This is a genomic window from Siccirubricoccus phaeus, assembly GCF_008360935.1.
In the GTDB taxonomy this organism is placed as follows: domain Bacteria; phylum Pseudomonadota; class Alphaproteobacteria; order Acetobacterales; family Acetobacteraceae; genus Siccirubricoccus; species Siccirubricoccus phaeus.
The window spans coordinates 55,462-74,781 of sequence record NZ_SRXO01000029.1; the positions used below are offsets into that span (position 1 = coordinate 55,462).

Below are 19,320 nucleotides of genomic sequence, written 5' to 3' on the forward strand. Positions count from 1 at the left end.
CCCCGGACCCCGGTCTGAGTCGGCGGGTTCAACCGTCGGGTTTGGAAACTCACACCGGGGTCCGGGGACCGGTCCAGTCGCCGGCGGGAGTGCAGAGGGCGGCGCCCTCTGCTGGGGGTTCGGGGGTGAAGCCCCCGAGCAGGTCCGGCGGCCCCGGCGGCGGCGCGAGCCCGGCCAGGGGCCGCGCCCCGCAGGCCAGAAGGTGGGCCGCGATGGCGTCCATCTCCGCCGCCGGCCGCGTTCCGTCATGGAACGGGTCGCCGGCGGGGGAACCGGGCGGCACCCAGATGACCGTCTCGTACCGCGCCCGGGTCAGCAGCACCCGGTAGGTATTGCGGATGAAGCGGCGCTCCGTGGCGTCCCGCACCACCTGCCAGGTCCGGCCGGCGAAGCGCCGTGCCAGCCACCCGCCGGGGCCGCGGATCAGGTCGCCGCCCCAGGCGAGGCCGACCAGATCCAGCTCCAGCCCCTGGCAGTCATATTCGGTGGCGAAGGTTTCCAGTGCCTCGCTGCCGCGGATATCCGGCCAGGGGTTGAGGAACCAGGCGGCGACCTCCGGTGCCTGCACGCCGAGCCCCTCCGCCCGCAGCCGCCTGGCCCCGGCGGAGGCGACCAGCCCCGCCCGGCGCAGCCCGCGCGCCAGGCGGCGCAGCCCGCTGCGCAGCGCGGCAAGGTCGCGCGTCAGGTAGAAGCCCGCCCCGGAAGCCGCCGCCTGCCGCGCCGCGGCGGTGTCATCCGCCAGCACGGCCTCCACCCAGGCGGCGCTGGCGGCGTCCCGCACCTGGCGCAGCGGCACGGTCAGGTCCAGCTCGGGGTCGAGGCGGAGCCAAGGCCCGGCGGCCAGGCGCTGCGCCGGCTCGGCCTCCGCCAGCACGCGCGGCGCGGCGAGGGCGCGCCAGCGCGGATCGGCGGCGATCACCGCGCCCCATTCGGCCAGGCCGGCCTCGCCGGTATTGATCTCCTGCCCCTGGCCGATCAGCGCCACGATCACCGCCCAATCGGCATGGCGGCCCATGATCTCCAGCGCATGCGCCGGCTCGCTGGCGGTGAGGCGGCTGGCGCGGCGTTGCGTGTCGCGGGTGGCCTGCCGCGCATCCCAGGCGCGCTGCGCCTCGTCGAAGACGATGACCTGCTCGGGCGGGGCGTGAAGCTTCACCGTCACATGCTCGTCCAGGAAGCGGTGGACGTTCTGCAGCACCCTGGCCGCCTTCGCCCGGGCCTGGGCGAGCGGCTTGCCGCCGGCCGGCGCGGCGTCGCGCGCCAGCGCCTCCCGCAGCACCGCCACCAGCGGGACGTTGCCGGTGAGGAAGGCGGCGCCATGCGCACGCAGCGCGCCGAACACGATGTTGAGGCCGCACAGCGTCTTGCCGGCGCCGGGGATGCCGGTGACGAAGACGACCAGATGCTGCCCTTCCCGCCGCGCGCCCGCGATGGCGGCGGCGATCGCCGCGGTGGTGCGCGTCAGGTTCGGCGCATCGGCGCGGGCGGTGGCGAGGTCGGCGACGGAGTGGCGCCGGTAGAGCAGCGTCGCGGCTTCCAGCACATGCGGCACCGGGCGGTAGGGCGCCGCCTCCCAGGCCAGTGGGTCGAGCGGCGCGGCGGGCGGGCCGATCGCCGCCTGCACGGCGGCGATCAGGGCGCCGAGGCTGCGGCCATTCGCCGCCAGCACCGGCGCCACGCCATGCCAGAGCAGGGGCGGGGCGAAGACCGGCGCCGATGCCGCGGTGGCCAGCAGCACCGGCACCACCGGGTGGCGGCGGCTGCCGGCGTGGAAATCATGCAGGTCGAGGGCGTAATCCTCCGCCTGGCGCAAATCGCCGGCGTCGAAGCGGGTGGCGTGGTGCTTCACCTCGATGACCAGGATGGCGCGGTCGGTCAGCAGCACCAGGTCGGCGCGCTTCTCCAGCCGCAGCAGGTCGTATTCGAAGAGCAGGCGCCAATCGGCAGGGGAGTCGGCCAGGGCCTCGGCGAGGATCAGCGCCGTGCCCTCCCAGGCATGGCGCTGGCTGAGCTCCAGCATGGGGAAGCGGCTGGCCTGGGCATAGGCGAGGCGGGCGGCGACCTCCGGCGGGGACAGGGCGCGGAATTCCGCGAGCGACAGGGACAGCCAGGCCCTCATCCCCGCCCCCGGCCCCGCCAGGTGGCCAGCAGCAGGCTCGCCCCCATCAGCCCGAAGCCCAGGGCGTGGAAGGGCGTCGCCGCCTCCCCCAGCGCCAGCACCGCCGTCGCCGCCGCGGCGGCGGGCAGGAACATGGTGAACATCCCCGCCACCCCCGCCGGCACGCGGCGCAGCCCGGCATACCAGAGCAGCAGGCAGAGCACGCTGGCCGTCAGGCTGTGGAACACCAGCAGCCCGGCCAGGCGCGGCTCGCCCAGGGCGGCGACGGCGCCGATGCCCGGCAGGGCGAAGGGCAGCAGCACCAGGGCGCTCAGCGCCTGCATCCAGAAGCTGGCGGTCACGACGGGCAGGGCGGTGCCCAGCCGCTTGGCCAGCAGCACATAGGCGGCCTCCCCCAGCACCCCGCCGAAGACCAGCAGATTCCCCAGCGCATGGCCGCCCCCCGTGCCGCCGGGGCCGCCCAGCCGCGCCAGGGTCATCAGCGCCATGCCGCCGGCGGCCAGCGCCACCGCCGCCCATTGCCGCGGACGCAGCCTCTCCCGCAGCCAGAGCGCGCTGCCCAGCGCCACCACCGCCGGCAGGGTGGCGAGCACCAGCCCGCCCTCCAGCGCCGAGGTCAGGCGCAGCCCGGCCAGCACTCCGGCATTGTAGAGCGCGGTGCCGAACACCGCCTGCAGCGCCAGATTGGCCAGCGCCCCGCGCCCCGGCCGCACCCGCCCCTCCCAGGCCCGGGCCAGCGGCCACAGCACGGCGCAGGCCAGCAGGCAGCGCAGGCAGGCGATCAGCGGGATGGGCAGCGCCTCCGCCAGCAGCTTGGCCACGCCGACATTGGCGCCGACCAGGGCCATGGCCGTGGCGAGATAGGCATAGGCGAGGCTCAGGCGGCATCCTCCTCGCCGCCGGCATAGCAGAAAGCTTGCGTCCTGCCGCCGGGCACCGCATTTCTTTCGCAAAACACGCCAGTCGCCAGCGCCCCTGCCGGAAGGGATAGCCCATGCTGCGACGCCAATTCCTCACCGCCTCAGCCGCCGCCGCCTCCGCGCTGGCGGCCCCCGCCTTCGCCCAGCCCGCCGAGGCGAGGGTGCTGAAATTCGTCCCGCAGGCGGATCTGACCGTGCTCGACCCGGTCTTCACCACCGCCTATGTCACCCGCAACCACTCGCTGCTGATCTACGACCAGCTCTTCGGCGTGGACGCCAATCTCCGGCCGCAGCCGCAGATGGTGGAAGCCTATGAGGAGGAGGGCCTCACCTGGCGCTTCCGGCTGCGCGAGGGGCTGAAATTCCACGATGGCGAGCCGGTCCGTGGCCGCGACTGCATCGCCTCCATCCGGCGCTGGGCGCAGCGCGATACGCTGGGGCAGGTGCTGCTCTCCCGCACCGCGGAGATGTCGGCGCCCGACGACCGCAGCTTCGTCATCCGGCTGAACCAGCGCTTCGGCCCGATGCTGGAGACGCTGTCCAAGATCGGCCCTTCCGCGCTGTTCATCATGCCGGAGCGGATTGCTTCGACGGATGCGAACACCATGCTGCGCGAGACCATCGGCAGCGGCCCCTTCCGCTTCAAGGCGGATGAGCGGGTGGTCGGCGCCCGCGTGGTCTATGAGCGCAACCCGGACTACGTGCCGCGGCCGGGCGGCGAGACGAGCTGGGCGGCGGGGCCGAAGCAGGTGTTCTTCGACCGCGTGGAATGGACGGTGATGCCCGATCCCGGCACCTCCGCCGCGGCGATCCGCAATGGCGAGGTGGATTGGTGGGAGAACCCGCCGAACGATCTCGGCCCGGCGCTGCGGCGCTCCCGCGACGTGCTGCTGAAGCGGGCCTCGCCGCTCGGCACCATCGGCACCGGCGTGTTCAACCATCTGCACCCGCCCTTCGACAAGGCAGCGGTGCGGCGGGTGGTGCTGAAGGCGATGAGCCAGGCGGATTTCATGACCGCGGCGGCGGGCACCGACCCCTCGCTGTGGCGCGCGGATATGGGCGTGTTCACGCCCGGCACGCCGCTGGCCAACACCGCCGATATCGCGACCATCACCGGGCCGCGCGACCTGGAGGCGCTGAAGCGCGAGCTGGTGACGGCCGGCTACAAGGGCGAGACGGTGGTGCTGATGGCGCCCACCGACCAGCCGGCGCTGGTGGCGATCGGCGAGGTGGGGCATGACCTGCTGAAGAAGCTGGGCATGAATGTGGACTACCGCGTCTCCGACTGGGGCACGCTGGTGCAGCGCCGGGCGAGCCGGGAGCCGCCGGAGAAGGGCGGCTGGAACATGTTCCACACCACCTGGAACGGGCTGGACGGGCTGAACCCCGGCAGCATGCAATTCCTCCGCGCCAATGGCGAGCGCGCCTGGTTCGGCTGGCCGAACATCCCGGCGCTGGAGGAGAAAAGGCTGAGCTGGTTCGACGCGCCCTCCATCGAGGCGCAGAAGAGTATCGCCGAGGAGATCCAGCGCCTGGTGTTCCAGGAGGTGCCCTATTTGCCGACCGGGCAGTATTTCGGCTCCACCGCCTATCGCCGCACGATCACCGAGCCGATTTCCGAAGTCTATGCCTTCTGGGGGGTGAAGCGGGCCTGAAGCGGGATCGGTTGAGCTTCGCTCACCTGTCCCGCCCTGACTCCTTGTTGGGCCGCGAGATCGCGGTTCGGTCGATTGGACCTGAGCCGATCACGCTCCAGGGGCGGCAGGCCGGGCGGTGCGCCGGAGGAAGCTGGGCGGCAATGGCGTGCGGCAGGGCCGCGTGCCGGGGCCGGCCGCGGCGGCGCTGCATGCCCGGCGCCGGAGGGCCGGCGAGGCGAAGCGCTCTCAGAAGGCCGCGTAGCTGCCGACCAGGTCGAGCCCGGCCGCTGCCGGGCCGAAGGCGGCAATATCGACCGTCTCGGACAGCGGCGCCGCGGCTTCGATGACGCCGAGCAGGTCGCACCGGCCATCGCCCGCCGGCTGCACCAGGGCGCGGAGCTGGCGGGTTTCCGGCCGGGTTTCATAGGCGGTGCGCAGCCCGGCGGTGGCGGCCGTTGCCTGCGCCTCCGTCAGGCCGCGGAAGCGCAGCACCAGCAGGCGGGCGGCGGGGCCGGTGACGGCATCGCCGGGCCAGGCCTGCTCCCCGGCAAAGCGCTGCACCCGCGCGCGGGCGGTGACGCGCTTCGTCCAGGGGCTGGAATTGCCATGCGCCACGCGGAGATAGGCGGGCGAGTCCATCACCGAGGCGCTCTCCAGATCGTACAGCGCGAGGTAGCGCGGCGTGCCGCCGCCGGCATGCATGTAGCGGAGCCCGGTGAGGAAGCCCGGCACGGCCAGGCGTTCCGGGATGTGCTCGGTATCGTACCAGGCGTTGAACTCCTCCTCGAAGGCCGGCGGCGGGTGCATGAAGACGAGGAGGAAGCCTTTCCTGGCCATGGCGACGTTCCCTGTTTCCCCTGGGCCGAGCCTATACCGGGCCGGCCGGCACCGGCAGGTCCAACCCGCGAGGCCTCGACCCATGGTTTCCAAAGGCCTTTCGGCCTTGGCGGGGAGGGTTGCGGGAGGGGCAGAGCCCCTCCCGCGCAGCGTCGGGCCTTTGCACGTGGCGCTGCCGTGGATATGCACCTCCGGTGCTTCGTGAGGTTCCCACATGCCGCCACCCATCGCCCTCGGCCTCGTCGGTTTCGGCATCATGGGCGAGCGCCTGCTGCGGGCGGCCCTGGCCCATGCGGCGGAGAGCGTGACGCCGGTCGCGGTCTTCGACCCCTCGCCGGAGGCGGCGGCGCGGCTGGCGGCGATCGCGCCGGGCGTGCGGGCGCTGGGCTCGGCCGAGGCGGTGATCGGGGCCTGCGACTGCCTCTATGTGGCGACGCCGCCGGGGCTGCACATCCCGCTGGCGCAGGCGGCGCTGGCCGCCGGGCGGGCGGTATTCCTGGAAAAGCCGCTGGCGACCGATCTGGCCGAGGCGCGGGGCTTCGTCGCCGCGGCGGAGGCTTCGGGCGCGCGGGCGGCGGTGAATTTCCCCATGGCCTCCTCGCCCTCGGTGGCGCTGCTGGCGGCATGGCAGAAGGCGCTGGTGCCGGAAGCGCTGGAGATCGAGGTGGCGTTCGCCACCTGGCCGCGCGGCTGGCAGCAGGGCGCCGCGGGCTGGCTGGCGCGCCGCGCCGAAGGCGGGTTCACGCGCGAGGTGGTCTCCCACTTCCTGTTCCTGACCCGACGGCGGCTGGGCACGCTGGCGCTGCAGGAGGCGCAGGTGACCTACCCTGCCGGCGACGGCGCGGAGACGGCGCTGCGGGCGCGGCTCAGGGCGGGCGGCGTGCCGGTAACGCTGACGGGCGGCGTCGGCACCACGACGAAGGATGACCACAATAGCTGGACGCTGAACGGCGCCATCCGGCTGCGGGACTGGTCCTTCGCGGAAAGGCTGGGCGCGGACGGCGCCTGGGCCGCGCCGCCGGATGCGATGCCGAACGAGAAGATGCGGCCGCTGGTGCTGCAGCAACAACTGGCGGGCGTCGCGGCGATGACGCGGGGCGAGGCGCATCATCTGGCGACGCTGCGCGAGGCGCTGGAGGTGCAGGAGATCGTGGAGGCCATGCTTGCGACCGCTTGACGTGCCGGAAGGCTATGAACTCGCCCAGCATGGCGGACCCTATGCGCGGGAACTCGGACCGCTCTGGGTGAAGCGGGAGGAGGGGCGCGTCACCCTGGCGATGCGGGTGGAGGAACGGCACTGCAATTCGGCGAAGGCGGCGCATGGCGGGTGCATCGCCTCGCTGGCCGATCTCGGGCTGGTGCACACGGCCTCCGCGCTGCGGGCGCAGCAGGGGCTGCCGAGGCAGTTCCTGGTGACCGTCTCGCTGAACGTGGAGTTCCTGGCGCCGGCACCGGAAGGGAGCTGGCTGGAATTGGTGGGGGAGGCGTCGCGGATCGGGCGGACGCTGTGCTTCACCGATGGGGTGATGTGGGCGGATGGGAAGAAGGTGGCGCGGTGCTCGGGGGTGTTTGCGCTGGGGGCGGCCCGGCCTGGCTGAGCGGTCGGGCCGCGCGTGGCGGCGGTCAAGGCCGCTGCGCGCCGCCTGCGGCGCAGCCTCGACCGCCGCCACGCGCGGCCCGTGCGCGGATTCAGGCCGGGACGGGGAAACGGCCCAAAAAGGGGAAAGCCGCAGAAAACCTGGGGCCGGCGCGCGCTTGGTTGCCCTTGTATCCCACGCCGTATCCCATCTGGGAATGTCGTCTGGCATCTCCGGGCATCCTTCTGGGTCAAAGCGGACGCGAACATAGATAGAACATAGAGGCGGAGGAAGGCCCCTGTCCGCAGGCATCCGCACCTGCCCGCAGGCTGGGCAAATTGCCCGTCCGCCCCCACCTTCCGCCGGTGCGCACCTCACTGGCCCTTCTGCTGCTGGCAGGGTTTGCGATGCTCTCGCTGCGGTATCTTCCGCCGGCGTGGGACCCCCGCGCCCCGCTCGACCTGCGATCGGAGCCCAGCCCGGTCCTGGACCTGAAGCTCTGGTGGCTCAGGCAGAGCCCGAACGCCTGCTTCGCCGCCTTTGAGGCATCCGGCATTGCCATCGTGAGGGTGCCCGACCGACCGTCGGATGCTGGCTGCGAGGTTGAGAACGCCGTTCTGCTCCCCGCTGGCTCGGCAGTCACGCCGCGGCAACCGGTAGCCACGTGCCGCCTGGCTGCGGCTTGGATGCTGTTCGAGCGAAATACGTTGCAGCCGGCGGCCCGCATGCACCTGGGGACGGAGGTATCGGCCGTCCGCCACCTGGGGACCTACAACTGCCGGAACATCAACCACGCCCTGTCAGGCCGGCGAAGCCAGCATGCCAACGCCAACGCGATCGATGTCGCCGCATTCGTCCTCCGGGGCGGTCGGGAGATCAGCCTGTCGCGGGATTGGAGCCGCGCCGGCCCGGAGGCGGCCTTCCTTCATGCCGTGCGCGATGGAGCATGTCGCTGGTTCAGAGGCGTCCTCAGCCCGGACTACAACCCGGCACACCAGAGCCACTTCCACTTCGACATGGGGCCATGGCGGAGTTGCAGGTGACGCTAGAGCGGTTTCACGCTGACTGTGCAGCCCGAAACCGCTCTAGCTTATGGGTTGTAGAGCAGATTCACGCCTCCGGGCGATGCCACCCTCCGGCGATCTGCTCTAGCGCAACCGGTCAGGTGTTGCCATCCGGAGCCGCATGGGCACCATTGCGCCATGACACCGACGCCCTTCGACGCCACCCTGGACGTCTCCCCCAGCCGGATTGCCGGGGCCGGCCTGACGGGCCGGGAGGACGAGGTAAGGGAGGCCGTCCGGGCAACGGTGGAAGCCATGCCGGGCGCCTTCTGGATCAGCGTGGAGGCTGGCGCCACGATCCCCAGCAGAATTCCATGGCGCACACTCTACCGGCGGGGGAGAGGCGGGGCGCAGACCGGCCCGGAAGGCGCGCCTGCCCGGGGTCGGCTCGCCGCTCCCAATTAGCCGCATCTGCATCGGCCGTGAAAGTTTCAAGCAAAGATTGCCGGGGCGCCGCGGCACCAGCCCGAATTCAGGGCGTTGGCCGGACAGATGATGCCAACCGCAATCCCGAAGGCTGTCATTACTCGCACACGGCGCTGGCCGAGGGTGGCCCGCGTCGGGGCAACGGTGGCCATCGTGGCTGCGGTGTTTGTGGTCCGCATAGCCGCCGACCGCATCTTGCCGGAGGGCTATCCCTACCTTCTTTCGTTCATAGCCATCCTGATCGCCGCCACGGTGTTCGATCACACCTGCGGCCTGATCGCCACGGTCCTGGCGGGCCTCCTCGCCGACTGGTTCTACCTGCCGCCGGTCGGCAGCCTCCGCATCGACAGCACCGGGGATATCGTCGGCCTGTGTCTATTCGCCGTCGTCGGAGCCGCGATTTCGATTACCTTCGAACTTCTGCACCGGGCGCTGGCCGACCTTCAACAGGCCCTTGCCGAGGTCGCGGCGTCGCACGCCAGCCTGAAGCGATCGGAAGAGCGGCGAGGGCTGCTGCTCCGCGAATTTCGCCACCGAACACGGAACGACCTGCATTCATTGGTCGCTCTCCTGCGGCTGCGCGCTCGCGCCGCCCGGTCCGATGCCGCGCGCGAGGGGCTGCTTGAGGCGTCCGAACACGCGATGGCCCTCGCCCGCGTACATACCCAGCTCGCGGGAAGTGGCGAGATCGCGGGCGACGACGGGACGGAGGTGGACACCCGCCTCTTCGTGCAGGGGCTATGCGATGGTGTCCTTGCCGCGCAGGTGGGCGATGGCCTTCGTCCCGTGTCCCTGGTTGTCGAGGCCGAGAGCCACAAGCTGGATGCGGAGAGGGCCGTCTATCTCGGCCTGATGGTCAACGAGGCGGTGACGAACGCGCTGAAATACGCATTCCCCGAGGAAAGGGCGGGGGTCGTGCATGTGCGCCTCTTCAGATCGTCGAATGACTTCGTCCTGACCGTGACCGACGATGGCATAGGGCTGCCGCCCGAAGGGGAGTTGATGCGAGCGCCCCCGGGGCCGCTTCCGCCCGGGTCGGGCCTTGGTACCCGCCTGATGCGCGCCCTCGCCGCCCAGCTCCGCGGCACCTTCTCACGCCATCCAGGGGAAGGTGGGCAAGGCACCGTCGCGAAGCTGCGATTCCCATCGGCGCCGCCGGCGCATCCGTTCCGTACGCCAGGCTGACCGCCGCAGGTCGCCAGGCGCTCGCCTCTGGGTCCCCATCCATAGCGGCGGACCATGTTGGTAGCGGCACCGGTCTCATCGAGGAACACGAAGCTGGCCGGCTCCATGTATCGCTGCCAGGACCGTACGATACGATATTGCCTCGCTCTGGGTATCCTGTAAGCAAACCATTTGCCGGAGCCCGGGTTTTCCTGCTTGGGTCGACATGCAGTCGAACCGAAATCGCCATGGTGATCCTTTACCACAAGGTGCCCCCGGCACGCGGAAGCATACGATGCTCGGCCGCCGGAACTGCTGCGGCCAGGAAACCTGCGATGGACTATTTGGCCAGCGCCCTGAAGCCTTCGACCGCCCTGTTCTGGGGCAAGGCGCAGCCCGCGGAGGCTGATGCGTCGGCCATGCATCCGCTGGTAGCGCATGCGCTGGAGGTTGCCGCGGTCGGCGTGCTGCTCGGCCAGTCGCGGGGGCTAAAGTCGCGGGGGCTAAAGTTGCCAGGCAAGGCGCTCGGCTTCCTCCTCGCGCTGCACGATATCGGCAAATTCTCCCGCCCCTTCCAGGCCATGGCCCCGGCGCTCTGGCCGGCGGAAGCTCTTGGGCCGAGCCCGGTGACGCGACCAGCAGGGCCCAGGCATGACGCAGCCGGTCTTGTCCTGCTGCGGGATGTCCTTCCCGGTCTGCTCGACCCGCTTCTCCCGGCCGGTGAGGATGGGCGAGGCTGGCGCGACTCCCTTCGTTCCCCTCTGCTCCGGGCCATCGCCGGTCATCACGGCCGGCCGCCGGAGATGCCAAAGCTGCCGCCTGATGAGACGGTGATCTGCGCCGCCTGCCGTGATGCGGCGCAGGATTTCGGCACGGCGATGGCCGCCCTCTTTGCGCCGTCCCCCTTGCCGGTGCTGCGCGAAGCCGAGGTCGATCGCATCGCCTGGCACCTCGCGGGTCTCACCACCCTCGCCGATTGGATCGGCTCCCGCCGGGCCTGGTTTCCCTATGCAGCGCCCGAGGCGGTGCACGATCCGGCCGCCTATTTCTGGGACCAGGCCCTGCCACGAGCGGCGGCGGCGATCGCCGCGGCGGGGCTGGCGCCAGCGCGCCCGGCGCCCTTCCAAGGCTTGCGTGGCCTGTTCCCGATCGCGTTGCCCTCCCCCGTGCAGCACTGGGCGGAGACGGTCGCACTGCCCGGCGGCCCAATGCTCGCCGTCATCGAGGATCTGACCGGCAGCGGCAAGACCGAGGCGGCGCTGACCCTTGCGCATCGGCTGATCGCCGCAGGCCGTGCCAACGGGGTCTTCATGGCGCTGCCGACCATGGCCACAGCAAACGCCATGTTCGATCGGCTGGCGGATGCCTGTCGTGGCCTCTTCGCGGCGGAGGCGCATCCGTCCCTCGCGCTCGCTCATGGCCGCGCGGGGCTCGATCCCCGCTTCCTTGCCGCCATCCCGGCCGAACCCAACACAGCCGCCATGCGGCGGCGGCACGCCGACCCCGCCGACGAACCGGCTGAGGCTCATTGCGCCGCCTGGCTGGCGGAGGACCGGCGCCGGGCGCTGCTGGCGCAGGTCGGGATCGGCACCATCGACCAGGCGCTGCTGGCGGTGCTGCCCGTGCGGCACGCCGCACTGCGGCTGCAAGGCCTGGCGGGCAAGGTGCTGATCATCGACGAGGCGCATGCCTTCGACGCCTACATGCAGCGCGAGATGCTGACCCTGCTGGAGTTCCACGCGGCGCTAGGCGGCTCCGCCGTGCTGCTCTCGGCGACGCTGCCGCTGGCGTTGCGGGCGCGGCTGGTCGGCGCCTGCCGCAAGGGGCTGCTGGGGCGCGACCCGCGCCAGCTTCTGACGGAAACCGCCTATCCGCTGGCGACGCTCGCTTCGGCGGCGGGGGCGGTGGAGCAGCCCTGCGCGCCACGGGACGGCCTGCCGCGCCGGGTCGCGGTGACGCGCCTGCCGGATGCGGATGCCGCGCTGGAGCGGATCATCGCCGCCGCCAAGGCCGGCGCCGCCGTGGCCTGGGTGCGCAACACGGTGGACGACGCGATCGCGGCAGCCGAGGCGCTGCGGGCGCGGGGCCTGGCGCCGCTGCTGTTCCACGCCCGCTTCGCGCTCGTGGACCGCCTGGCCATCGAGCGCGAGGTGCTGCGCCGCTTCGGCCGGCAGGGGCAGGACCGCCCGGGCGTGTTGGTGGCGACCCAGGTGGTGGAGCAATCGCTGGACCTGGATTTCGACCTGCTGGTCACCGACCTCGCCCCGGCCGATCTGCTGATCCAGCGGGCCGGCCGGCTGTGGCGGCATGATCGCGGCGCCCGTCCGGTGCCGGGGCCGGAATTGCTCGTGGTCTCACCGGCGCCGGTGGCGGATCCGCCGGCGGACTGGATCAGGGCAGCGCAGCCGGGGACGGCGGCGGTGTATCGCGATCCGGCGCTGCTCTGGCGCAGCGCCCGGGCGGTGTTTGCCCGCGGCGCCATCGAGACGCCGGGCGATATGCGGCCGTTGATCGAGGCGGCGGCGGCGGATGAACGGCCGGCAGCCTTGGCCCGCGCGGCGCAGGAGGCGGAGGGCAAGGTGCATGCGGAGACGGAGATCGCCCGCCAGAATCTGCTGAGCTTCCGCGGCGCCTATGACCGGGAGGCGGGCCTGTGGGAGCTGGAGACCCGCACGCCGACCAGGCTGGAGGACCGGCCAAGCGTGACCTTGCGGCTGGCGGTGGAGCGGCAGGGGTGGGTGATGCCCTACGCCGATGGCCCCGATCCAAGCCGTGCCTGGGCCCTCTCGGAAGTCGCCGTGGCACGGCACCGCATTGCCGCTTGTCTCGTGCCGGCAGGGTTGGAAGTCGCTGCGGAAGAGGCCAGGGCAGGCTGGGGGCGGTTGGAGAGGGAGTCCGATCGGATCCTGCTCGGGGTGCTGACGCCCAGGGGAAACGAATTTACCATGCTGGCCACCGCCGATTCCGGAGAACCGGTCATGGTCCGCTACGACCCGCATGCAGGTCTCTCCCTACATGCGCCCGTAATGGCGGATGAGCCGGCACGCGGCAGCGCCGCATCTTCGCTTGGCTAGGTGTTCCTCGCTTAAGCGGGGATGACGGCGCAAGGCATGCGGCAGAGCCGCAGTAAATCCATTGCAAACTTGCACTTAATTTATTACGAATATCGCCACTATTCGGGAAGGCGGCCGATCGGCCCAGCCGTCAGGAGGGATGGGTGGATCAAGGGCCAAGATCGCCTCTGAATCTTCTGCTTCAGCCCTGGCTCCCCGTCCTCCGCCAGGGTGGCAAACACGAGATGGTCCGCCCGGCGCAGATCGCCGAGGCGGACAACCTGGTCGTGGGCCTCGACTGGCCACGCGCCGACTTCCGCATCGCCGGCCTGGAGTTCCTCATTGGCCTGCTCGCCACCGCTTGCCCGCCCGAGGATGGTTCCACCTGGCTCGACTGGTGGCATTCGCCGCCCAGCCCCGCAACCCTCGACGCCGCCCTCGCCCCCTTCGCCCATGCCTTCGATCTCGACGGCGACGGCCCCCGCTTCCTGCAGGACCGTGAGGACCTCGTCTCCGATCCCGAACCCATCGAGCGCCTGCTGATCGAATCCCCCGGCGCCAGCACCCTGCGGCAGAACACCGACCTCCTGGTCCACCGCGGCCGCGTCGCCCGCCTCGGTCGCCCTGCTGCCGCCATGGCGCTCTACACCTTCCAGGGCTGGGCCCCGGCCGGCGGTGCCGGCAACCGCACCGGGCTGCGCGGCGGCGGGCCGCTCACCACCCTCGTCCTGCCGGGCGAGCGGCCAACCCTGTGGCAGACCCTCTGGGCCAATGTCCCGGTCCGGCCGGAGGGGCCGCCGGCGCCGGAGGAATATCCGCTGGTCTTCCCCTGGCTGGCGCCCACCGTCACCTCGGAGGGCAACCGCGGCGTCACCCCGGAGCAAAGCCACCCCTTGCAGGCCTGGTGGGGGATGCCGCGCCGCATCCGGCTGGACTTCGCACCCGGCGACCAGCCCTGCGACCTGACCGGCAGCCGCGACGGCGTGCAGGTCACCTCCTGGCGGCAACGCCCGCGCGGGGCGAATTACGTCGGGTGGGGCCGCGTCCATCCGCTGTCGCCCTACTATGCCCAGAAGCCCGGGGACGCATGGCTGCCGGTCCATCCCCAACCCGGCGGCATCGGCTATCGCCACTGGCTCGGCCTGGTGATGCGGGACCGCGAGGGGCTGCGCCTGCCGGCCCAGAGCGTCCACCAATGGCGTGAGACGCGGGAGCGCGATGTCGGCCGCCCCGGCACCCGCCTGCTCGCCGCCGGCTACGACATGGACAACATGAAGGCCCGCGGCTTCGTCGAAAGCGAGATGCCCCTGCCGCCCGCGGCCGACAAGGAAAAGCAGGAGAACCTGGCCACCGCCCTGATTCTCTCCGCCAACCAGGTCGCCGCAGTGCTGCGCAGCGCGGTGCGCCAGGCGCTGTTCAGCCCCGGCGCCACGGTGAAGCTGGAGGCAGAGCTCTTCTCCAGCCTCCGCGAACGGGTCTGGGAGGCGACCGAAGCAGGCTTCTTCGAGCGGCTCGCAGCGCAACCCGAGGATGCCAAGGCAAGTTGGCTGCACGAATTGCGGCGCCTTGCCCTGGCCCTGTTCGACGAGGCCGCGCCACTCACGCCGGAGAATGGCGCCCTCGCTCCGCGCATCAGCCGCGCCCGCCGGGGCCTTGTGTTCGCCCTGTCCGGCTTCGGCAAGGAGGGCGCCGCGCTGTTCGGCCTGCTGGGGCTGGCCGCTGCGCAACCCAAAGCGAAGAAGGGACGGGGGAAGGCCGCATGATCCGCTACCCGCAGGGCGCCCATGTCTGGTGGCGCGGGCTGCGGCCCGACCCCGGCCGCGCCAACCCCGCCGACCGCAGCGGCGACCGCGCCGCCCTCGCCCGACTGCGCCGCTGCGCGACGGTGGCCGCGGCGATGCAGGAGCCGGCGACCCTCGCCCTGTTCCGCCTCTGCCAGGCGGATCATGCGGGCGACCTGGTGCCCATCGCCCTTGCCGCCGCCGTGCTGGCGCATCTGCGGGAGGACAGGCCGGAGATCTCGGTCGCCCGTCAGCTCGGGCCGGAAAGCCCGGAGCGGCCGGAGACAGCGCGCCTCAAGCCGCTGCGCTTCCGCCGGCTGCTGGAGGCAAGCGAGCCGGATGACTGCCTCGCCGCCTTCCGCCGCCTGCTGGCCCTGGCGGGCGGCGAGGCGAATGCCCGCGACCTGGCCCGCGCCCTGTTCGAGTGGACCGACCGCTTCCGCGGCGAGGAGGTCCGGCGCCGCTGGATCTTCGCCTATTGGAACGCCAACCCGCAGCCTACCCCTGCCACGCCCAGCCCCGCCGAGGCCCCCGCGCCATGAGCCGCTTCCTGCAACTCCATCTGCTGACCTTCTTCCCGCCTGCCAATCTGAACCGCGACGATACCGGGCGGCCGAAGACCGCGGTGGTGGGCGGCGCGCCGCGGCTCCGGCTCTCCTCCCAGGCGCTGAAGCGGGCCTGGCGCACCTCGGAAGTCTTCGAAAAAGCGCCAGATGGACATCTGGGCGTCAGGACGCAACGCATCGGCGAAAATATCGCCCTGCTGCTTCAACGCGATCATCAACTTGGGCAGGCGGAGGCCAGTTCCATCGCTCGGGTTCTCGCTGCGGTCTTCGGCAAGCCGGAATCCAGCCCGAAACCTGGACAGGAGCTTTTCATTCGGCAGCTGGCCTTCATCAGCCCGGATGAGCGGGGCAACGTCTCTAAGTATCTTGAGCGTGCCATGAACGATCCTGAGACCCGCGCCCAACTTGCGAAGGCCGCGAGCGAGATCGCTCTCGATCCCGAGGGCGACGACGAGGAAAGCGACAACGAGGTCCGCAGCAAGAAGGGCAAGGCGCCAAAGCAATCGAAGCAGACGACGAAATTGATCAAGGAGATGCGTGCGGAGATTCTGACGGTCGCGGACACTGCCGCGGACATCGCGCTGTTCGGCCGTATGCTCGCGGACACGCCCGATCGCAACCGCGAAGCCGCGGCGCAGGTGGCGCATGCCATCACCACGCACCGCGTCACCGTCGAGGATGACTACTACACGGCGGTCGATGACCTGAAGACGCCGGCCGAGGATGCCGGCGCCGGCTTCCTCGGTGAGGCGGCCTTCGGCTCCGGCATCTTCTACCTCTATCTCTGCATCGACCGCGCCCTGCTGCTGCGCAATCTCGGCGGCGAGACGGCGCTCGCCGCGACCGCCCTCGGCGCCCTGGCCGAGGCGGCGGCGACGGTGGCGCCGCGCGGCAAGCAGAACAGCTTCGCGGCGCATGGCAGGGCCGACTACGTCCTGGCGGAGAAGGGCGACCAGCAGCCGCGCACCCTGGCCGGCGCCTTCGCGCGGCCAATCGCCGGCAGCGACCTCATGGCCGACTCCGTCAAGGCCCTGACGGCGTTCCGGGCGGCGCTGACCCAGGCCTATGGGCCGCAATCCGACGCGGAGAAAGTCATGCATGTCGGCCATGCAGGGACGCTGGCCGACATCATCGCCTTCTGCCGCGCCTGAAGGACATGCCGCACTACCTCACCTTCGCCCTCGTCGCGCCGCTGGCCGCCTTCGGCAGCATCGCGGTGGGCGAGCGGCGCGGCGGCTGGGATCGCCCGGGGCGGTCCGCCGTGCTTGGCCTGATCGGCGCCTGCCTCGGCCTGGAACGGGAGGACGAGGCAGGCCAGGCCGCGCTGGCCGAGGGCTACGGGCTGGCCATGCTCTGCGTCGCGCCCGGGGCGCTGCTGGCCGACTACCACACGGCGCAGGTGCCCTCCGCCCAGCGCGGACGGCGCTTCGCCACGCGGGCGGAGGAGCTGGCAGCCCCAGGGCTGAACACCATCCTCTCCCGTCGCGACTACCGCAGCGGCGCCTGGCACCTCGCCGCGCTTTGGCCGCGCGTGCCGGCGCCGCGCTGGGGACTGGAGGCGATCGCCGAGGCCATGCGACGCCCGGTCTTCACACCCTATCTCGGCCGCAAATCCTGCCCGCTCGGCCTGCCGCTGGCGCCGGAGCTGGTGGCGGCCACGGATGCGCCGGCGGCACTGCTGGCCCGTCATGCCAGCGAGGCGAAGGAAGGACGGTTCCGCAAAACCTGGCTGGGCCCCGCCACCGGGCCGCTCACCGTGGCGATGGAGGCGGAGCCGGGCGGGCTGCCCGCAGGGCTGCGCCATCTCCGCACGGAGCGCCGGCGCGACCAGCCCCGCTCCCGCCGCCGCTGGCAGTTCGACCTGCGGGAGGAGCTGATCCTCGCGGTGCCGCAGCCATGACGGCGCTCCATCTCAGCCGCGTGCGGTTGCGGCGGGATGCGCAGATCGCCGCACTCGCGCGGCTGCTGCTGCCGGAGGAGACCGGGGCGCAGGCCGTGGCGGCGCATCGGCTGATCTGGGCACTCTTCGCCGATGCGCCGGAGCGGCAGCGGGATTTCCTCTGGCGGCAGGAGCAGCCCGGGCAGTACCTGGCGCTCTCGCGGCGGCCGCCCCTGCCGCTGGCGGATGTCTTCGAGATCGAGACCAAGGAATTCGCCCCGGCCCTCGCGGCGGGCGACCGGCTCGGCTTCCGGCTGCATGCCAACCCGGTGGTCGCGGCGGGCGGCAAGCCGGGCCAGCGCGGCCGGCGGCATGACGTGGTGATGCACGCGCTGCACCGCCTGCCCGCCGGCGCCGAAAGGGCGGAGGCACGGCTGGAGACGGCCATCGCGGCCGGCCGCGCCTGGTTCGCCCGCCAGGGTGAGGCGCAGGGCTTCGCGCCGGTGGGCGAGGTGGCGATCGATGGCTACGAGACGGTGCGCCTGCCGCGCGAGGGCGCGCCGCCCATCCGCTACAGCGTGCTGGACTTCGAGGGTGTGCTGACCGTCCTCGATCCGCCGCGCTTCCTGGCCGCTCTGGCCCAGGGCTTCGGCCGCGCCCGTGCCTTCGGCTGCGGCCTGATGCTCATCCGCCGCGCGGGATGAGCGACCGGCCGCTGCCCGGGCTGCCGCCGCCGCGGCCCATCCCGATCCGGGAGCGCGCCTCCATCCTCTTCGTGGAGAAGGGCCGGCTGGACGTGCTGGACGGCGCCTTCGTGCTGGTCGATGCGAACGGCATCCGCACGCATATTCCGATCGGCGGACTTGCCTGCCTCATGTTGGAACCGGGCACCCGGGTGAGCCCACGCCGCCGTCGCCCTGGCGGCGCGGGCCGGGACGCTGCTGATCTGGGTGGGGGAGGCCGGGGTCAGGCTCTATGCCGCTGGCCAGCCCGGCGGGGCACGCGCCGACCGGCTGCTGCTGCAGGCGCGGCTCGCGCTGGAGGAGGAAACGCGGCTGCGCGTGGTGCGGAAGATGTACGCGCTGCGCTTCGGCGAGGAAGCGCCGCAGCGGCGTTCCATCGACCAGCTTCGCGGCATCGAAGGGGCACGGGTGCGGGAGACCTATCGGCTGCTGGCGCAGCGGCACGGGGCGCACTGGGAGGGGCGGGTCTATGACCCTGGCGACTGGCCTGCGGCGGATGTCGTCAACCGGTGCCTCTCGGCGGCGACCGCGGCGCTTTACGGCATCACCGAGGCGGCCGTGCTGGCGGCTGGCTACGCGCCGGCGCTCGGCTTCCTCCATTCCGGCAAGCCGCAAAGCTTCGTCTACGATATCGCGGACATCCTGAAGTTCGAGACGGTGGTACCGGAGGCCTTTCGCGTGGCGGCAGCGGTGCAGCAGGGCCGCGTGCTGGATGGACGCAGGGTGGACGACCCGGTGGCGGAGGTGCGCCGCCGCTGTCGCGATGCCTTCCGGCGGGCTAACATTCTGACAAGGCTGGTGCCGCTGATCGAGGAGGTGCTTGCGGCGGGGGGCCTGCCTCTCCCCGACGCTGCGCCGGAAGCCATGCCGATGGCCTTTCCGGCCCAGGAGGGCACTGGAGATGCTGGTCATCGTGGTTGAAGCCGCGCCGCCCAGGCTGCGGGGGCGGCTGGCGGTCTGGCTATTGGAGGTGCGGGCCGGCGTCTATCTGGGCGACTACGGCCGGCGCGTGCGGGAGATGATCTGGGCCGAAGTCGTGACGCATATCGGGGAGGGCAACGCCGTGTTGGCCTGGTCCGCCCCGAACGAGGTAGGCTTCCATTTCGACACTTGCGGCGCGAACCGGCGGGTGCCGGTCGACCTGGGCGGCATGCGGCTGGTGGCCTTCGGGCCGGAGGCGGCGTTGCCGTCCGAACCCGGCCCGGCGGCACCATATGCGCGGCGGGGTCGCGGGACCGGCTAGAACGGCTGTTCCGCCTGGTGCGATCTTTGACATGAATATCTGCCTTTCGAATCAATAGACTCCAGGAAGAGTGTTCCCCGCAGGCGCGGGGATGAACCGGCGCCGGGCGATGGGTGGTGGTTCACTATCGTGTGTTCCCCGCAGGCGCGGGGATGAACCGGCAGCCGGGTTGCGTGATCTGTCCTATTCGATGTGTTCCCCGCAGGCGCGGGGATGAACCGGGCGTGCCGCAGCTCGGTGCCGGCGCGATCTAGTGTTCCCCGCAGGCGCGGGGATGAACCGATGAACTGCGGCCGGCCAGGATAGGCGCC

At 71.7% G+C, this 19,320-nt stretch carries 15 protein-coding genes, 1 pseudogene and 1 CRISPR repeat array (1 of these 17 only partly in view); of the genes and pseudogenes, 13 read left to right on the forward strand and 3 right to left on the reverse strand.

The genetic code is table 11. The features are described 5' to 3' along the window. Positions 1-49: 49 nt before the first annotated feature. Together E5N76_RS26725 and E5N76_RS26730 are read right to left on the reverse strand one after the other, a co-directional pair. Positions 50-2,119, reverse strand: a complete 2,070-nt coding sequence (locus tag E5N76_RS26725) for a DNA/RNA helicase domain-containing protein (protein WP_149540991.1) — start codon at positions 2,117-2,119, stop codon at positions 50-52. Beyond that, positions 2,116-3,072, reverse strand: a complete 957-nt coding sequence (locus tag E5N76_RS26730) for a DMT family transporter (protein WP_408021731.1) — start codon at positions 3,070-3,072, stop codon at positions 2,116-2,118. The genes E5N76_RS26725 and E5N76_RS26730 overlap by 4 nt, the downstream gene beginning before the upstream one ends. 41 nt (positions 3,073-3,113) lie before the next feature. Here E5N76_RS26730 and E5N76_RS26735 point away from each other — a divergent pair, with 41 nt between their 5' ends. Continuing rightward, positions 3,114-4,694 (forward strand): ABC transporter substrate-binding protein, encoded by a 1,581-nt coding sequence (locus E5N76_RS26735; RefSeq protein WP_149540993.1) that lies wholly within the window; start codon positions 3,114-3,116, stop codon positions 4,692-4,694. Positions 4,695-4,922: 228 nt separating this feature from the next. On the opposite strand, the gene E5N76_RS26740 is transcribed toward E5N76_RS26735, so the two are convergent. Then, complete coding sequence (locus E5N76_RS26740) at positions 4,923-5,513, reverse strand: DUF4286 family protein (RefSeq protein ID WP_149540995.1); 591 nt, start codon at positions 5,511-5,513, stop codon at positions 4,923-4,925. 214 nt (positions 5,514-5,727) lie between these two features. On the opposite strand from E5N76_RS26740, the gene E5N76_RS26745 reads away from it, so the two are divergent. The 12 genes and pseudogenes from E5N76_RS26745 (at position 5,728) to cas2e (ending at position 19,009) form a co-directional block, all read left to right on the forward strand. Next, positions 5,728-6,690 carry a Gfo/Idh/MocA family oxidoreductase gene (locus E5N76_RS26745; RefSeq protein ID WP_149540997.1) on the forward strand — a complete coding sequence of 321 codons (963 nt, stop codon included), beginning with the start codon at positions 5,728-5,730 and terminating at the stop codon, positions 6,688-6,690. Then, the gene (locus E5N76_RS26750) at positions 6,677-7,111 is read left to right on the forward strand and encodes a PaaI family thioesterase (RefSeq protein WP_187830431.1); all 435 of its coding nucleotides are present in this window, start codon (positions 6,677-6,679) and stop codon (positions 7,109-7,111) included. Before E5N76_RS26745 ends, E5N76_RS26750 begins: the two co-directional genes overlap by 14 nt. Before the next feature lie 344 nt (positions 7,112-7,455). Beyond that, the gene (locus E5N76_RS26755) at positions 7,456-8,133 is read left to right on the forward strand and encodes an extensin-like domain-containing protein (RefSeq protein ID WP_149541001.1); all 678 of its coding nucleotides are present in this window, start codon (positions 7,456-7,458) and stop codon (positions 8,131-8,133) included. A 591-nt stretch (positions 8,134-8,724) separates the two neighbouring features. Continuing rightward, positions 8,725-9,765 carry a sensor histidine kinase gene (locus E5N76_RS26760; RefSeq protein WP_207792121.1) on the forward strand — a complete coding sequence of 347 codons (1,041 nt, stop codon included), beginning with the start codon at positions 8,725-8,727 and terminating at the stop codon, positions 9,763-9,765. A gap of 314 nt (positions 9,766-10,079) precedes the next feature. Next, a complete protein-coding gene (gene cas3 / locus E5N76_RS26765) occupies positions 10,080-12,818 on the forward strand; it encodes a CRISPR-associated helicase Cas3' (protein ID WP_187830432.1) in 2,739 nt (912 codons plus the stop codon). 143 nt (positions 12,819-12,961) lie between these two features. Next, entirely contained in the window at positions 12,962-14,560 is a 1,599-nt protein-coding gene (gene casA, locus E5N76_RS26770; RefSeq protein ID WP_268921332.1) for a type I-E CRISPR-associated protein Cse1/CasA, read from the forward strand. Then, on the forward strand, positions 14,557-15,120 hold the full coding sequence (gene casB, locus E5N76_RS26775) for a type I-E CRISPR-associated protein Cse2/CasB (protein ID WP_149541007.1): 564 nt from the start codon (positions 14,557-14,559) through the stop codon (positions 15,118-15,120). The genes casA and casB overlap by 4 nt, the downstream gene beginning before the upstream one ends. After that, on the forward strand, positions 15,117-16,295 hold the full coding sequence (cas7e, locus tag E5N76_RS26780; protein WP_149541009.1) for a type I-E CRISPR-associated protein Cas7/Cse4/CasC: 1,179 nt from the start codon (positions 15,117-15,119) through the stop codon (positions 16,293-16,295). Before casB ends, cas7e begins: the two co-directional genes overlap by 4 nt. 5 nt (positions 16,296-16,300) lie before the next feature. Beyond that, complete coding sequence (cas5e, locus tag E5N76_RS26785) at positions 16,301-17,044, forward strand: type I-E CRISPR-associated protein Cas5/CasD (protein WP_149541011.1); 744 nt, start codon at positions 16,301-16,303, stop codon at positions 17,042-17,044. Continuing rightward, on the forward strand, positions 17,041-17,727 hold the full coding sequence (gene cas6e / locus E5N76_RS26790) for a type I-E CRISPR-associated protein Cas6/Cse3/CasE (protein ID WP_149541013.1): 687 nt from the start codon (positions 17,041-17,043) through the stop codon (positions 17,725-17,727). Before cas5e ends, cas6e begins: the two co-directional genes overlap by 4 nt. Beyond that, positions 17,724-18,687: pseudogene (cas1e, locus tag E5N76_RS26795) on the forward strand (type I-E CRISPR-associated endonuclease Cas1e). The gene cas6e and the pseudogene cas1e overlap by 4 nt, the downstream one beginning before the upstream one ends. Then, positions 18,668-19,009 (forward strand): type I-E CRISPR-associated endoribonuclease Cas2e, encoded by a 342-nt coding sequence (gene cas2e, locus E5N76_RS26800; RefSeq protein WP_149541015.1) that lies wholly within the window; start codon positions 18,668-18,670, stop codon positions 19,007-19,009. The pseudogene cas1e and the gene cas2e overlap by 20 nt, the downstream one beginning before the upstream one ends. Positions 19,010-19,079: 70 nt before the next feature. Next, positions 19,080-19,320: direct repeats of the CRISPR family, unit length 29 nt; unit sequence GTGTTCCCCGCAGGCGCGGGGATGAACCG (it continues 642 nt past the right edge of the window).

What these genes read in the sequence shown, in the direction of transcription:
- casB (WP_149541007.1), top strand. Translation starts at nt 14,557, where the DNA reads ATGATCCGCTACCCGCAGGGCGCCCATGTCTGGTGGCGCGGGCTGCGG.
- cas2e (WP_149541015.1), top strand. Translation starts at nt 18,668, where the DNA reads ATGCTGGTCATCGTGGTTGAAGCCGCGCCGCCCAGGCTGCGGGGGCGG.
- E5N76_RS26745 (WP_149540997.1), top strand. Translation starts at nt 5,728, where the DNA reads ATGCCGCCACCCATCGCCCTCGGCCTCGTCGGTTTCGGCATCATGGGC.
- E5N76_RS26725 (WP_149540991.1), bottom strand. Translation starts at nt 2,119, where the DNA reads ATGAGGGCCTGGCTGTCCCTGTCGCTCGCGGAATTCCGCGCCCTGTCC.
- cas5e (WP_149541011.1), top strand. Translation starts at nt 16,301, where the DNA reads ATGCCGCACTACCTCACCTTCGCCCTCGTCGCGCCGCTGGCCGCCTTC.
- cas3 (WP_187830432.1), top strand. Translation starts at nt 10,080, where the DNA reads ATGGACTATTTGGCCAGCGCCCTGAAGCCTTCGACCGCCCTGTTCTGG.
- cas7e (WP_149541009.1), top strand. Translation starts at nt 15,117, where the DNA reads ATGAGCCGCTTCCTGCAACTCCATCTGCTGACCTTCTTCCCGCCTGCC.
- E5N76_RS26740 (WP_149540995.1), bottom strand. Translation starts at nt 5,513, where the DNA reads ATGGCCAGGAAAGGCTTCCTCCTCGTCTTCATGCACCCGCCGCCGGCC.
- E5N76_RS26735 (WP_149540993.1), top strand. Translation starts at nt 3,114, where the DNA reads ATGCTGCGACGCCAATTCCTCACCGCCTCAGCCGCCGCCGCCTCCGCG.
- cas6e (WP_149541013.1), top strand. Translation starts at nt 17,041, where the DNA reads ATGACGGCGCTCCATCTCAGCCGCGTGCGGTTGCGGCGGGATGCGCAG.